General features: G+C 44.5%; 10 protein-coding genes. 2 read left to right on the top strand and 8 right to left on the bottom strand.

What is annotated here, in order from left to right; all coding sequences use genetic code 11:
- Positions 1-421: 421 nt before the first annotated feature.
- The gene (asd, locus tag AAEY79_RS03725) at positions 422-1,555 is read left to right on the top strand and encodes an aspartate-semialdehyde dehydrogenase (RefSeq protein ID WP_025650519.1); all 1,134 of its coding nucleotides are present in this window, start codon (positions 422-424) and stop codon (positions 1,553-1,555) included.
- A gap of 79 nt (positions 1,556-1,634) precedes the next feature.
- On the opposite strand, the gene AAEY79_RS03720 is transcribed toward asd, so the two are convergent.
- Entirely contained in the window at positions 1,635-2,228 is a 594-nt protein-coding gene (locus AAEY79_RS03720) for a heme-binding protein (protein ID WP_025650520.1), read from the bottom strand.
- A gap of 440 nt (positions 2,229-2,668) precedes the next feature.
- On the opposite strand from AAEY79_RS03720, the gene tgt reads away from it, so the two are divergent.
- Entirely contained in the window at positions 2,669-3,820 is a 1,152-nt protein-coding gene (gene tgt, locus AAEY79_RS03715) for a tRNA guanosine(34) transglycosylase Tgt (protein WP_025650521.1), read from the top strand.
- Between the two features lie 231 nt (positions 3,821-4,051).
- Here the strand turns inward: tgt and AAEY79_RS03710 are convergent, their stop codons facing one another.
- The 7 genes from AAEY79_RS03710 to ispC form a co-directional block, all read right to left on the bottom strand.
- Entirely contained in the window at positions 4,052-5,404 is a 1,353-nt protein-coding gene (locus tag AAEY79_RS03710) for a sodium-dependent transporter (RefSeq protein ID WP_025650522.1), read from the bottom strand.
- Positions 5,405-5,721: 317 nt separating this feature from the next.
- The gene (lpxA, locus tag AAEY79_RS03705) at positions 5,722-6,501 is read right to left on the bottom strand and encodes an acyl-ACP--UDP-N-acetylglucosamine O-acyltransferase (protein ID WP_352287291.1); all 780 of its coding nucleotides are present in this window, start codon (positions 6,499-6,501) and stop codon (positions 5,722-5,724) included.
- A gap of 175 nt (positions 6,502-6,676) precedes the next feature.
- Positions 6,677-7,186, bottom strand: coding sequence for a 3-hydroxyacyl-ACP dehydratase FabZ (gene fabZ, locus AAEY79_RS03700; RefSeq protein WP_173238943.1), 510 nt, complete (start codon positions 7,184-7,186; stop codon positions 6,677-6,679).
- 98 nt (positions 7,187-7,284) lie between these two features.
- Positions 7,285-8,301 carry a UDP-3-O-(3-hydroxymyristoyl)glucosamine N-acyltransferase gene (gene lpxD / locus AAEY79_RS03695; RefSeq protein WP_352287310.1) on the bottom strand — a complete coding sequence of 339 codons (1,017 nt, stop codon included), beginning with the start codon at positions 8,299-8,301 and terminating at the stop codon, positions 7,285-7,287.
- 179 nt (positions 8,302-8,480) lie between these two features.
- Positions 8,481-10,904, bottom strand: a complete 2,424-nt coding sequence (gene bamA / locus AAEY79_RS03690; RefSeq protein WP_101211695.1) for an outer membrane protein assembly factor BamA — start codon at positions 10,902-10,904, stop codon at positions 8,481-8,483.
- 263 nt (positions 10,905-11,167) lie between these two features.
- The gene (gene rseP, locus AAEY79_RS03685; protein ID WP_025650528.1) at positions 11,168-12,544 is read right to left on the bottom strand and encodes an RIP metalloprotease RseP; all 1,377 of its coding nucleotides are present in this window, start codon (positions 12,542-12,544) and stop codon (positions 11,168-11,170) included.
- Between the two features lie 351 nt (positions 12,545-12,895).
- Positions 12,896-14,104 carry a 1-deoxy-D-xylulose-5-phosphate reductoisomerase gene (ispC, locus tag AAEY79_RS03680; RefSeq protein ID WP_025650529.1) on the bottom strand — a complete coding sequence of 403 codons (1,209 nt, stop codon included), beginning with the start codon at positions 14,102-14,104 and terminating at the stop codon, positions 12,896-12,898.
- Positions 14,105-14,175 lie beyond the last annotated feature (71 nt).

Below are 14,175 nucleotides of genomic sequence, written 5' to 3'. Positions count from 1 at the left end.
GTAGTAACCGTTTATTAAGTGGATGACAAAACCAATAGTTCTTATACTCATCGCTCGTCAATGACTAACGCCTGTATGATTATCTAAGTCAATCGTAGGTGCTTACTTTAGCATTTCATAACACTATCGCCTACTATTGAGCCTTAATTATGCGCAGCTGAGCATAAAACGTTACAATTTCAACTGATGCAAAACAGTGAGCTTGTTATATTTTCCATCATTCTTGCTTGCCCTGTATGCAACATGAGCACAACCGATATGATAGCGGCCTCATAATAATAACGTAAAGTTATAGTGGGCATAGTTATTAGTGTATGAAAAACAGTCAAAATCTGCGAAAACGCCTTGCTTTTTAGGGCTATTCACGGCATTGTTATCGGCTGGCGATGCAATAAATAATGGTAAAATAGGATTAGATTTCATGAGTGATTTAACAGTAGGTTTGGTAGGCTGGCGCGGTATGGTTGGCTCAGTGTTGATACAACGTATGCAGGAAGAAAAAGATTTTGACGGTATCACGCCGGTATTTTTTTCAACCAGTAACGCGGGTGGTGATGCGCCAAGTTTCGATGGTATTCAGACCAGCCAACTAAAAGACGCTCATGATATTGATGCACTCGCTGCTTGTGATGTGATTATCACCTGCCAAGGTGGCGACTACACTTCAAAAGTCCATCAACCATTGCGTGCCAGCAGTTGGAGCGGCTATTGGATTGATGCGGCAAGCACTCTGCGTATGGAAGATGACAGCATCATCGTTCTTGATCCGGTCAATCGCAGCGTTATTGATAGCGCCCTAGCCAACGGTCAAAAAGACTTTATCGGCGGCAACTGTACAGTATCACTTATGCTGATGGCCATCGGCGAGTTGTTTAATAGAGGCTGGGTAGAATGGGTCAGCGCGATGACTTATCAAGCAGCGAGTGGCTCTGGCGCCAACAACATGCGCGAGCTCATCAACGGCATGGGTGTACTACACGATGCGGTCAAAGATGAGTTGGCTGATCCTGCTAGCGCTATCCTTGAGATTGATAAAAAAATCGCCCAAACTCAACGCTCAGATGACTTTCCTAAGCAATACTTTGGTGTGCCATTGGCTGGTAGTCTAATCCCCTATATCGACGCACAGCTAGAAAACAAACAGTCAAAAGAAGAGTGGAAAGGCGGCGTCGAAACCAATAAAATCCTTGGTAACTCTGAAGCAGATAAAATTGCTATCGACGGTATGTGTGTCCGTGTGGGCGCCATGCGCTGTCATGCGCAAGGCTTAACCATTAAGCTTAAGAAAGATATCCCATTAGAGGAAATCGAGGCGACACTAAAAAACAGTGGCAATGAGTGGTTAGACTTGGTTGAAGACGATAAAGAAGCCGCTATGAACCGCTTAACGCCAGTGGCAGTGACAGGTACTTTGACAGTAGCTTTGGGTCGCTTGCGTAAGCTGAATATGGGGCCAGAATACCTAGGTGCGTTTACCGTCGGTGACCAACTGTTATGGGGTGCGGCCGAACCATTACGCCGTATGCTAAATATCATTCGTGAGCAAAAAAGCTAAAATTTATTTCCTGAAATTTAAGCTCAAAAAAAGACAGCGCTTGCTGTCTTTTTTTGGCGTCATTTTTGATGATAAAGGATCATTTTGGCTGATAAGCAATCATCACTTCATTGCGACGCATAAAAGGTAACGTCCATGGCGGATTATAGCGGGCAAGTTCCGGCACGCCAGTAACTTTTAAATTTTGGGATTGCATCCACGTCTGCAGCTCATCGGTTTTTTCTGCTACTTTTTTGCTGCCTGCCAATCCGGAGAATTTAATAACGCCATAAGTCTGTGCCGGTACTTTTTTAATCTCAATATTTGGATTATTGGGTTTGGGCAACGTTTGCAGCGTATATTGGCTTGGCATCGTAAATTGTACGCGCCATTTGCCATCGGCTTGTTGCATACTCACTGGTGCCGTCATAGCAATTTTCTGCGAATCACCATCACTCTTTTTGTTATTAGGCTGCATCGTAACAGGCGCTGTCATGCTAATCTTACGACTGCCACCAGTTGGGGCAGTATTATTGCCAAAAATATAATCTGCTAAAATCTTAAATCCTGCACGACTGGCAGCATCTTGATCACCCATTACCCAAGTCTGTGCCACCAACTGGGCATCATAATGACGCAATTCAAAACTCTTCGTTTTTGTCAAAACGGTATAGGTAGGCTCTTCGGTCGCCATAGCTGCTCCTGATATTAGTAATAGGCTACTGAACAATGAGCTACTAAATAGCGAGCGATTAGGTAAAAAATAAGTTGCTTCGATCATGTTCTTTATCCGCCATTCATCAGCAATGTTTAGTGGTTTTAATATTTATTCTTTACTTTAACAAGCACTGAACGACACTGTCTGTGTCTTTTGGTTGTTGTCGTAACACACGTACCAATGGATATAGAGTCAAAATATCCTAAAAAAATCTACGCTATTGCTGATATTAATTTTTTGTCGCCTCTGTCTGCGCAGGCACAGCAAGCAAAAAAAATAGATATCAGCAGTGCGTGATGTCTCGATATTACTTTTCACTGACTATATATTAATGACCCGCAAACATCGATGTCCAAAAAAATCGCTAACAATGCTATAATTAGCGCCATTTTCATAGTGTAAATAGCGGTTATCATATGCAATTTGTCTTACATAAAACAGCCAGCGGCACAACGCGTGCCCGCCGTGGTACGGTTCACCTCAATCATGGCGATGTGCAAACGCCAGCGTTTATGCCTGTCGGTACTTATGGTACGGTCAAAGGTATGCTACCACGTGATATCGAAGCCATTGGCGCTGATATCGTGCTAGGCAATACCTTCCACTTATGGTTACGCCCGGGCACTGAAGTCATCGATAAGTTCGGCGGCTTGCATAAATTTATGCATTGGGATAAGCCTATCTTGACCGATTCAGGCGGCTTCCAAGTATTCAGTTTGGGTGCGATGCGTAAAATCACCGAAGAAGGGGTCGACTTCAAATCCCCTATCGATGGCGCTAAAGTATTTCTCTCACCAGAAAAGTCGATGCAGATTCAATATAGCTTGAACTCAGACATCGTCATGCAATTCGATGAATGCACGCCCTACCCAGCCACCCATGATGAAGCCAAAAAATCGTTAGAGCTCTCACTACGTTGGGGACAGCGCTGCGTTGATGAACATAATAGGCTAGGCAGCACCAATGCCCTATTTGGCATCATCCAAGGCAGTATGTATGCCGATTTGCGTCAGCAATCACTCGAAGGCTTGCTCGATATCGGCTTTGATGGTTATGCCATCGGTGGTCTGTCTGTTGGTGAGCCAAAGGACGAGATGATGGATGTCTTAGATTATATCCCAGACGCCATGCCAGCAGACAAGCCGCGCTACCTAATGGGCGTGGGCAAGCCTGAAGATATCGTCGAAGCAGTCCGTCGCGGCGTAGATATGTTTGACTGCGTCATGCCGACTCGTAACGCGCGTAACGGTCATTACTTCGTGACAGGCGACTTAGACAATGCAGGTGTCGTCCGTATCCGTAACAGCCAATATCGCAATGATGAAGGCACATTAGACCCAGAGTGCGACTGCTATACTTGTCAAAACTTTAGCCGTGCTTATTTATACCATCTTAATAAATGTAAAGAGATGCTAGGCGCGCAGTTGGCGACTATTCATAACTTGCGTTATTACCAACGTCTGATGCAAGGTATTAGAGATGCTATCGAACAAGACGCCTTCGATGAGTTCGTCATCGGATTCTATAGCAAGCGTGGACAAACGGTTCCTGAGCTAAACTTACGCTAATCGTATTTTTGGAACAGTTATATAGTCAAAATATCCTAAAAACGCGATGGTATTGCTAGGGTCTGCATAAGCACAGCAAGCAAGAAAAACGGATATCAGCAATTCGTGATGGTTCGATACTACTTTTCACTGACTATACATACAAAAAGGGCTTAAGAATTATCTTAAGCCCTTTTTGTTGCTTATCATCTTTAAAGCTAGTAATTTAAATACTTTGAATTCGTATAAATCCTAGCCCATTAACGTAGTAATAAAGACCACGATAACGGCGATTGGCGCGACGAACTTAGCAACGATTTGCCAAAGCTGCCACATTCCATTAGATAGACCCAGCTCCTGTTGAATCGTACGCTGATCCATTTTCCAGCCAACGAAAATAATACCCGCAAGACCTGTCAGCGGTAATAGGAATTTACTGGTAAGCTTATCTAAAGCATCAAAGATACCATTACCCATAATGGTAAATTCAGACCATAGATTAAACGATAACAATGCCGCAACACCCAGTAGCCAAATCACCGTACTAGCAACGACTGTGGCCATCATACGATTCATCGATGTCCGCTCTTCCAAGAACTCAACCGTCGGTTCAAGTAAAGAGACAGATGAAGTAATAGCAGCGAAGGTAATCAATAAGAAGAATAAGGTTCCAAGAATTGTGCCTGCGCCCATACTACCAAAAGCAATTGGTAAACTGACAAAAATAAGGCCAGGACCTGAAGCCGGATCGAGACCATGACTAAAGATAATTGGGAAGATAGCCAGACCTGCAGCTAGTGCAATGACTGTATCCAAAATAACCACGGTTCGTGCTGTTTTGAGCAAGTTTACTTCGCGGCCCAAATAAGAGCCATAAGCCACCATAATACCCATACCAATGGACAGGGTGAAGAAAGCATGGCCCAAGGCTGCGAGCATAACGTCAGCGGTGAGCTTGCTAAGATCTGGTGTGAACAAGTAAGCCACTGCCTCACCAAAGCCACCATTGATCACGTTATAACCAACCATGATGAACAAAATCAAGCCCAACAATGGCATCAAAATCTTAGCAGTTCCTTCAATACCTTTGGTGACACCAATTCCAACGATTAAAGCAGTCAGCGCCATAAATACGGTATGCCAAACAGTCAGCGTACCAGCTGAGGCGAGCATCGCATCAAAGGTTGCAGCAACAGAATCGCTGTCTTGACCAGCGAAGCTACCGCTTGCGACTTTAGTAATATAATTCAGCGCCCAGCCACCAATCACACTATAAAAAGATAGGATCAAAAAGCCGCCTAAAATACCAGTGGCACCAACAATACCCCAACTGCGTGACTTGCCTTCGCTTGCGGCGACATCAGCGAAAGTATTAATAGGGTTTTTTTGCCCACGGCGACCGACCAACCATTCTGCGACTAATATTGGAAAACCAACCAGCGCGATACAGAATAAATACGCAATAACGAAAGCTGAACCACCGCTTTCACCAACCATATATGGGAACTTCCATATGTTTCCTAAACCAACTGCCGAGCCTACTGCCGCCAGTACGAAGCCAAAACTTGAGCTCCACTGCGCATGTTCTTGTTTATTGATAGCCATTTTGCCGTCCTCATGCTTCAATTAATGCTGCTTATAATCATCCGTGATTATTATAATTAGCTGCTGATATAACAGGCTACTTAATTAACGCCTCAATGTGACGCGCCTAGCAACATTATGAAAGAATTGTTTACAATATCGTAAACGCTCAGTTTCTGCTAAGCGACCAAAAAAGTCAAGTAGTCATAAATATAAAAAGCCATAACAATTGGTTATGGCTTTTTGACAGTTTGACGCTAATTAACAACAGTTTGGTATATCGACTGTTCGAGATTGAAACACCACAAATTGCTGTTTCTACAATAGCTCGTGTTTGGTTAGCGAACGACGCCGCGACGGCTTTTTTGTAAGGAATCAATGAGCAATTGAATCTTTGGCTCTTTTGGCAATAGCTCTTGCTTTAAGACTTCAAGCGCTTGAGCGGTCGTTAACCCGGATCTAAAAATCGTGCGATACGCTTGGCGCAAGGTATCAATCGTGTGCTTAGACCAGTCTTTTCGGCGCATTCCTTCGACATTGAGACCATGTGCCTTTGCTGGATTGCCTGATACCATGGTAAAAGCGGCCACATCCTTCAAAATCAAACTGGCACCACCGACCAAGCTATAGTCATCAACGGTACAAAACTGATGAATACCTGAGTTACCACCAATTATCGTATGATCGCCAATGGTTACATGACCAGCTACGCCGACGTTATTGGCCAATACATTGTGATCGCCAATCACACAGTCGTGAGCCACATGCGTATTTACCATCAGCAAGTTGTGACTACCAATTTTGGTAAGCTCACCATCCTGCGCAGTACCACGATGCAAACTACAAGCCTCACGAATGGTATTATGATCGCCAATTTCAAGCCAAGTATGCTCACCAGCATACTTTAAATCCTGTGGATCCTCACCAATGCTAGCAAACTGATAAAATTGATTATGGCTGCCAATACGCGTCAGTCTTGCCACGACGACATGGCGATGCAGCGTGGTATGTGCACCAATCGTTACTTCGTCACCGACAATACAATAAGGACCAATGATAGCAGTCTCATCAATCTGAGCGGACGGTGAGATGAGTGCTGTTGGATGGATCTGACTCATAATTTGGACCTTTGTATCATCTGATGCAAGTAAATAGTAAAACAAATACCACTAATGTAGCGTTATAAATTAAGCCAATACCCGTTCAGATTATAAGTGAGTTTTGCTATTAACAATATGGGCGGCAATCTTTACGCAGTTTAGCCAGTGGTTATCTCGAAATAATAACGATAAGCTACTGCTCTTGACGGGCAATCATCACCTGAGCACTCGCTGCAAGCTCATTTTCGACATGAACCGTACAATCAAACTTATAGATACCACGCTTTTGCATAACTGTTTTGGCTCGGATAATCAGCTGATCGCCAGGAATGACGCGGCGTTTAAAACGAACCTTATCCACCCCTGCAAACAGATATAAATAACCATCTTCGGCGGTCAGTCCCGCGCTAATAAAGCCCAATACACCTGAAACTTGCGCCATACATTCTACCATCAATACCCCTGGCATAATCGGCTCATCCGGAAAATGACCATTAAAAAACTCTTCATTAATGGTCACGTTTTTGATACCGGTAATGCATTCGCCAGGCTGGCAGGCAATAATCTTATCTACCAACATAAAAGGATAACGATGCGGCAAATAATGCTTAAGCGTATGATAAGTTAACGGCAACGTGAGACCTTGCTCTGCCAAGCTTTTAATGTCTTCATCCGTCGGTATATCGATATGGCTGCTGCTCATAATGACGCTTCCTTGCTCTATTTAAAAAACTCTATTTAAAAAGCTGTGTTTAAAGATGATCTGTTTAAAAATTTATGGCTAAAGGACTTGCATGAACGCTACTCATTACCAAGCTGACGAAAGCGCACAGCGGCACGGCGCCATTTAGCAGTCGGCATTGCCGCTGTTCCAGAAGAATATGACCCAGCGATCTTGATAGATTTGGTCACCATGGTCATTCCGGATAATGTCACATCATCGGTGATATTGATATGGCCAGTGATACCGACTGCGCCGCCGATGATACAGCGTTTACCAATACTTGTGCTACCTGCGATTGCTGTTTGGGCAGCGATTGCCGTGCCATCACCGATGTGCACGTTATGAGCGACTTGTACAAGATTATCAATAATAACATTATTACCAATCACTGTATCATCAATGGCACCGCGATCGATACAGGTTTGGCTACCAATGCGTACATGATCACCAATGATGACGCGACCGAGTTGCGCAATGCGTTCCCAGCCCGTGATGCTAGGATTGTTGGTGGGAGCAAAACCAAAACCTTCCGCACCCACACTCACTCCTGCATGTAGTCTCACATGATTACCGATGACACAATCATGCCCGATGACCACTTGTGATTTGATAACACAATCACGCCCGATATTAGTATTTGCTTCGATTACTACATGAGCATCCAGACAACTGCGATCGCCAATACTTACATTGTCACCGATAACACAAAATGGACCAATATTGATCTGTTCACCAAGGAGCGCACTATCAGCAATGACTGCACTAGGATGGATGCCACTACCTAGAGTTTGACGAGCAAATACCTGACTGGCACTGGCATAAGCCAAGTAAGGTGATGCCACTACCAATGCTATAGAAGTTGCTGGTACTTGGTCGCGATATTCAGCGGTGACCAACACAGCGGCTGCCTGACTATTGGTCAGGCTAGAGAGGTAATGAGGATCTGCCAAAAAGCTTAATTGAGCATCGTTAGCAGTGGTTAAACTACCAATACTATTAAGTGTTAGCTTTAACTGTGTATCGCTCAGTTCTGCCTTATTAATAATAGGCTGACGCTGCTCAATCCGCGTGATAAGTTGCTCAATCGTTATCATAGTTGGCATTAATATTAGTATGAATAAGAGAGTCGTCAAATTGAAGTATCAACTCAACGACCTGTGAAGATCTGGCTTTTTATTGATTGATGGTATTGGTTTAATATAAGCCATCAAACCAATCTAAAAAGTGCTGGCAACTTAAGAGGTACTAGATGACTTAAAGCATACTAAGCTCTTTAGAACGTACTACCAATCTGGAACTGTACTTTCTCAGTCTGATCACCTTCTTTGTCACCAATCGGTACCGCATAACTCAGTGAAATTGGACCGATTGGTGTGTACCACGTTATACCTGCACCCGCACTAAAGCGTAAGCTATTATCTTGCGTCAATAATGGCACGCCGGTATCAGTCCCGTTATTAGGGTTGATAAAGGTACGATCTTCTTTATCAGTAGTGTCAAATACCTGACCACCTTCGGCGAACAGTACTGGACGTACTTGATCTGCCCAGTCACCCTTAAATGGTACTGGTAAAATCAATTCACTACCGAAGCTGACTAAAGCATTACCACCAATTTCTTCATCTCTAAAGCGTCTGTCATCATTGATCGCATCAAAATAGCCTTGCGACTTAGGACCCAATGTCGATGCCTCATAACCACGCACCGAACCATAACCACCAGCATAGAAGTTCTCGTAGAATGGCAAATCATTACCATAACCGAGTTTGGTATAACCGCGTGCTATTACATCTTTATAGATAGGATAATATATGTTGCCGCGATAGATAAGCTTCTGGTAGCTGGTATCACCCAGACCAATCGTTGCATCGACCGTATGACTCATCCCTTTAGTCGGAAATACTGGACGATCTAGCGTGCTGTAATCCCAGCCAAATAGCAAGTTATAGGTTTGATAGTCATTTTTGAAGCCAGTACGACCCGAGTCGGCCCCTTCGTTATTGACGAAGTTTTCATACGTGCCGCCATCATCGATGATTTGCTGGACGTTTGACACGCCTAGGAAGCGACCGCCACGTACTGAAGTTTTATCGACGTTTAGACCGGCACTAACCCGCTTGGTTTCATCAACAGGATAGCTATAGTTCAGCGTGGCACCATAAGAGTCGGTGACATAGTTACTAACGTTTCTATCATCGAATTTGGTCTCACGATAATAACCACTTAGACCCTGCGAAACACCATTTTCCGTAAAGTACGGATCGGTATAACCTAAGCTATAAGAGTCGCGGGTTTCTGAACGCGATAGCGCTGCTTTAACACGGTTACCGGTACCCATGAAGTTATTTTGCGTCAAGTCTAACTGGAACGTGACACCGCCACTCTGTGAGTAACCGGCGGCAATCGTTGAGCTACCAGAAGGCTGCTCTTCAACCGTAAAATTTACATCCATTTGATCTGGCTGATTGGGTACTGGCTTGACATCGACGTTGACTGCTTTAAAGAAGCCGGTACGCATCAGACGCGTACGTGACAGCTGAATTTTTTCGCTAGAGGCAAGCGCGCCTTCTAACTGACGCATTTCACGACGCAGCACGACATCCTGAGTTTTGGTGTTACCCGTGAAGTTGATACGGCGTACGTAGATAGGGCGTGCTGGATCGATATAATAATCGACATCGACCATTCTCGTCTCGTCATTGATACGTGGTACCGGTCGAATTTGTGCTAAATAGTAACCTTCGTTACCATAACGGCTCTTTAAAGAGGCAGTCGTTGCATCAAGCTTGGCTTGTGAATATTTTTCATTGGGTGCAAAAGTAACCAGTTCTTTAAGCTCATTGGTCTCAAATGTCGGCTTGCCTAGGAAATTCACTTCCCCAAACTGATATTGCTCGCCTTCACTCAAGCTGACTTCGATAAAGACGCTGCGCTTGTCTTCACTGATATTAAGGACTGCATTGTCAACGTTAAAACGCACATAACCATCATTTTGATATAAGGCTTTTAAATTCTCTAAGCTGGCGGCCAGCTTTTCTTTAGCGTAGCGGTCAGACTTAGACAGCAAACGCGTCCATGACGATTCTTTGACAGCAAAAACGTCTTTAATCTCTTCATCACTAAAGTGCGTGTTACCAATGACATTGATATCGACAACTTTGGCCGGCTTACCTTCGATAAAGCGCACGTCAAGCTTGACGCGGTTGCCATCTAGCAGCGTCTGATCAACTTCGATATTACTGTTGTAATATCCTTGGCTAATATACTGCTGCTGCAGCTCGTTGGCGACGCCTTGCAATGTTGCTTGCTTAAGCACATCACCGACTGACAGACCAGCGTTGCCAAGCCCTTGCTCTAGACCTTCTTTTGGAATGAGCTTATTGCCTTCAAAATTGACCTCAGCAATAATTGGACGCTCGACGACGTCAAATCGTAGCTGACCGCCTTCGACACGGCTTTGAATATCGGCAAAGTTATCAGTCGCATATAGCGCCTTAATACTGGCTGCCAGATTACTGTCATTTACCGTATCACCTACCGAAATAGGTAGAACCGGATAGAGACTATCAGGAGTTAGTCGTTGTAGACCATTGAAACCGATGTCAGTGACCACAAATTCTGCAGCCTGTACTGGCATACTCATCATCGCTACAACTAACGGCAACCCAGCCGCGCTCATAAATAAAGGCGTACGCATAAACACTATCCGTCAATAAAAAACTTGCTTAAGTTAAGTTAAAAAGCGCATGTTGTCTAGCCCAATTCGAGTAAAGTGATTCACTCACTCGCGGGAGACTCAGGACACTTTATATAAAACGCATCATAAAATAAACTAAAAATTACGATTAGTACAGAGACAGCGATACAAAAGAGCGCAGCACGCCTACCAAGAATCAGCGCACGATACGCGCAAAACCATTAGTGTATCGCGGCTTACCCTTTAGGTTGCCCTGCGATTCATCAAAACAGCCGACTGATATCATTACCAATTGCTAACACCATGAAACCTGCCAGCAAGAGTAAGCCGATATTTAGCCCTACCATTTGTACCCCTTCCGACAGAGGCTTACCGCGTATCAGCTCTATGAGATAATACACAATATGACCACCATCTAACACTGGAATCGGTAAAAGATTGAGTACGGCGAGGCTCAGGCTAATCAAAGCCGCGGTGGACAATACCATCTGCCAACTGATATCAAAGCTTTGTTTGGCGACTTTAGCAATCGTAATCGGCCCTGATAAATTGTCTAGACCAATCATACCTGAGAGCATCTTGCCCATTGAGCTAACCGTCATCACTGCCAATTGTTCCGTCTTTTCAAACGACTTAACCAATGACTCACCCGGGCCATATACGATGGTGGTTTTATAGGCATCGGGAATGACAATCTCAGACTGCGCCACCATAGCACCAATCTGTCCAAAGTCATTACCTAGATTGTCTTTTTTACCTTGCGGCATAATCTGAAGCTGTACGGGTTTACCCTCACGCAATACGGTGAAATTAAGCAAAGTCTCAGGATTGTCACGGATGATACGGGTGACACTGATCCAATCTTTGATTTCTGTATCATTGATAGCCGTAATGAGATCACCAACTTGCAGACCTTGACGACTGGCAGCACCATCAGCACTCAAATCGCTAACGATTGGTTCAATCTGCGGCTGCCATGGTAGCATGCCAAAGCTGGTTAGCGCGTCTTTACCTTGCGATGCGCCTTGCATAAATGCTTGGACAGGTGCTTGATAAGTTTTCGTTGTATTGGAAGCCTGTGACTCTGATTGCAAGGTAATGCTGACATTATCAGTCTCGCCCATTCGTCCAGCAAGGCGATAATTGATACCTTCCCACGTTTGTACCTCATGGCCGTCAATCGCGACGATTTTATCACCAACGGGTAACTGCGCCATAGCCGCTGGTGTATCGGGTAATACTTCACCAATCTTCGTCGCCAACTGCTCTGATGGCGTCATAAATAACACCCAAAACAACGCAATCGCGATAACAAAGTTCATGATAGGGCCAGCGGCAACGATGGCAATCTTTTTTAGTGGATGTTGACGATTAAAGGCCAAATGTAGCTCATCTTTGGCTACCGCGCCTTCACGCTCATCCAGCATCTTGACATAACCACCCAACGGCAGCGCTGAGATACGATAATCAATACCGCTCTTTTTGCTCGTCCAGCCAAAAAGCTTGGGGCCAAAGCCGATAGAGTATGTCAGCACCTTGACGCCGCAGAGCCTTGCGACAATATAATGACCCCATTCGTGTAAGGCAATAAGCGGACCTAAGACAAATATTGCCGCAAGCAGCGTTAATAAAAACGTCATGATCTTTTCTCAGTGTTTTCTCTTAGCATCTTCTATTAATATCGTTTTTAAACTAGGGTCTGTTGAACATTCAAATGTGGTACTGGCAGCGTCTATTTTTTAGACAATACGCAGTGAAATTTTTGACGCCTAGTCGTTCTAGGGTAGATAATTTCGCCATGTATTGGCAAAAAATAGTCCTGCCCTGAAAGGCTGATGCTAAAATCACCCCAAACGTTGTTGTAAACCTAGCTAAGGTCTCGACATTATCGTCGGTTTACGCCTGATTTGATAAAAGGTTTGGGACGATTTTAGCAATCAGCAGTCCTGATATTTGAATGTTCAACAGACCCTAAGAAACTCTTGCTACGATTATGCCAACTTTGCCACAAGTTTGTCAGTAAGATGGCGCGCTATCTTATCAATTGTTAATATATCTTCTATGTCAGCCGTGTCGCTTAATGGTGGTACCTGTATATCATCTAAGGCTTGCTCATTAATATCGGCAATATCCGTCAAACGAATCTGACCGTCCAAAAATGCAGCGACGGCAATCTCATTAGCAGCATTGAGTACAATCGTTGCCTGTGTGCCTGCTTGCATAGCTTGACGGGCAAGACGCAAGCACGCAAACTTCTGCAAATCAGGCTGAATAAACTCTAGAGCACTTAACGCAAACAAGTCTAAAGGCTGTGAGCCGCTCTCGATACGATCAGGGTAACTGAGCGCATGGGCAATCGGGGTTTTCATATCTGGGCTGCCGAGCTGCGCTAAAAAGCTGCCATCGCTATATTCTACCATTGAGTGGATGATACTTTGTGGATGAATGACGACATTTATCTTATTTTCTGGTAGATCAAATAAATGACAAGCCTCTATCAACTCAAGCCCCTTATTCATCATCGTTGCTGAGTCGACCGATATCTTTTGGCCCATCGACCAGTTGGGGTGTTTGACCGCTTCAGCGACGCTGGCTTGCTGCATCTGGGCAAATGACTGCTGCAAAAATGGCCCGCCTGATGCGGTTAACCATAGCTTACGAACACCATGGTTTGGCTGATGAATTTGAGTGTTGTCTTGTTGAATAGCGAGCGGCAAACACTGAAAAATCGCATTATGCTCAGAATCGAGCGGTAGCAAGGTAGCATTGTGCATTTTAACGGCATTAATCATTACCTGACCAGCCATGACCAGCGCTTCTTTATTTGCCAGTAAAATACGCTTACCTGCCCGTGCGGCGGCTAAGGTAGAAGGCAGACCAGCTGCGCCAACAATAGCAGCGACAACGGTATCGGTTTGCGTATCAGTAGCAATATCGACCAGTCCTGCTGCCCCGCCTACCACATCGATATCAAGACCTGCTGCGCTAAGACGCTCAGCAAAATCATCGACTGCAGCTGTCGGCACGCTGACACGCTTGGGCAAAAACTGCTGGCAAAGCGCAAACAATTTGTCTAAGCGGTGATAGCCTGATAGCGCATAGACTTGATAATTAAGCGGTTGCGCCGCCAAAATTGCTAGCGTGCTATCGCCAATCGAGCCTGTTGCGCCTAGTACGGCGATGCGTTGTGTCATAACCATCAGTGCCCACAATATTGTTACTGTTAAAATTTAAATAAAAAATCAGGAAAGTTAATAAGGTATGAATGATA

The sequence above is a fragment of the Psychrobacter sp. GW64-MNA-CIBAN-0177 genome (assembly GCF_040309585.1).
GTDB lineage: Bacteria > Pseudomonadota > Gammaproteobacteria > Pseudomonadales > Moraxellaceae > Psychrobacter > Psychrobacter okhotskensis.
The sequence above is the reverse complement of the archived record's forward strand: the minus strand, read 5'-3'. Positions and strand labels throughout refer to the sequence as shown.

Excerpts from the sequence above, each read along its gene's own strand:
- fabZ (WP_173238943.1), bottom strand. The coding sequence starts at position 7,186 with ATGAGCAGCAGCCATATCGATATACCGACGGATGAAGACATTAAAAGC.
- tgt (WP_025650521.1), top strand. The coding sequence starts at position 2,669 with ATGCAATTTGTCTTACATAAAACAGCCAGCGGCACAACGCGTGCCCGC.
- lpxA (WP_352287291.1), bottom strand. The coding sequence starts at position 6,501 with ATGAGTCAGATCCATCCAACAGCACTCATCTCACCGTCCGCTCAGATT.
- ispC (WP_025650529.1), bottom strand. The coding sequence starts at position 14,104 with ATGGTTATGACACAACGCATCGCCGTACTAGGCGCAACAGGCTCGATT.
- bamA (WP_101211695.1), bottom strand. The coding sequence starts at position 10,904 with ATGCGTACGCCTTTATTTATGAGCGCGGCTGGGTTGCCGTTAGTTGTA.
- AAEY79_RS03710 (WP_025650522.1), bottom strand. The coding sequence starts at position 5,404 with ATGGCTATCAATAAACAAGAACATGCGCAGTGGAGCTCAAGTTTTGGC.
- lpxD (WP_352287310.1), bottom strand. The coding sequence starts at position 8,301 with ATGATAACGATTGAGCAACTTATCACGCGGATTGAGCAGCGTCAGCCT.
- AAEY79_RS03720 (WP_025650520.1), bottom strand. The coding sequence starts at position 2,228 with ATGGCGACCGAAGAGCCTACCTATACCGTTTTGACAAAAACGAAGAGT.
- asd (WP_025650519.1), top strand. The coding sequence starts at position 422 with ATGAGTGATTTAACAGTAGGTTTGGTAGGCTGGCGCGGTATGGTTGGC.
- rseP (WP_025650528.1), bottom strand. The coding sequence starts at position 12,544 with ATGACGTTTTTATTAACGCTGCTTGCGGCAATATTTGTCTTAGGTCCG.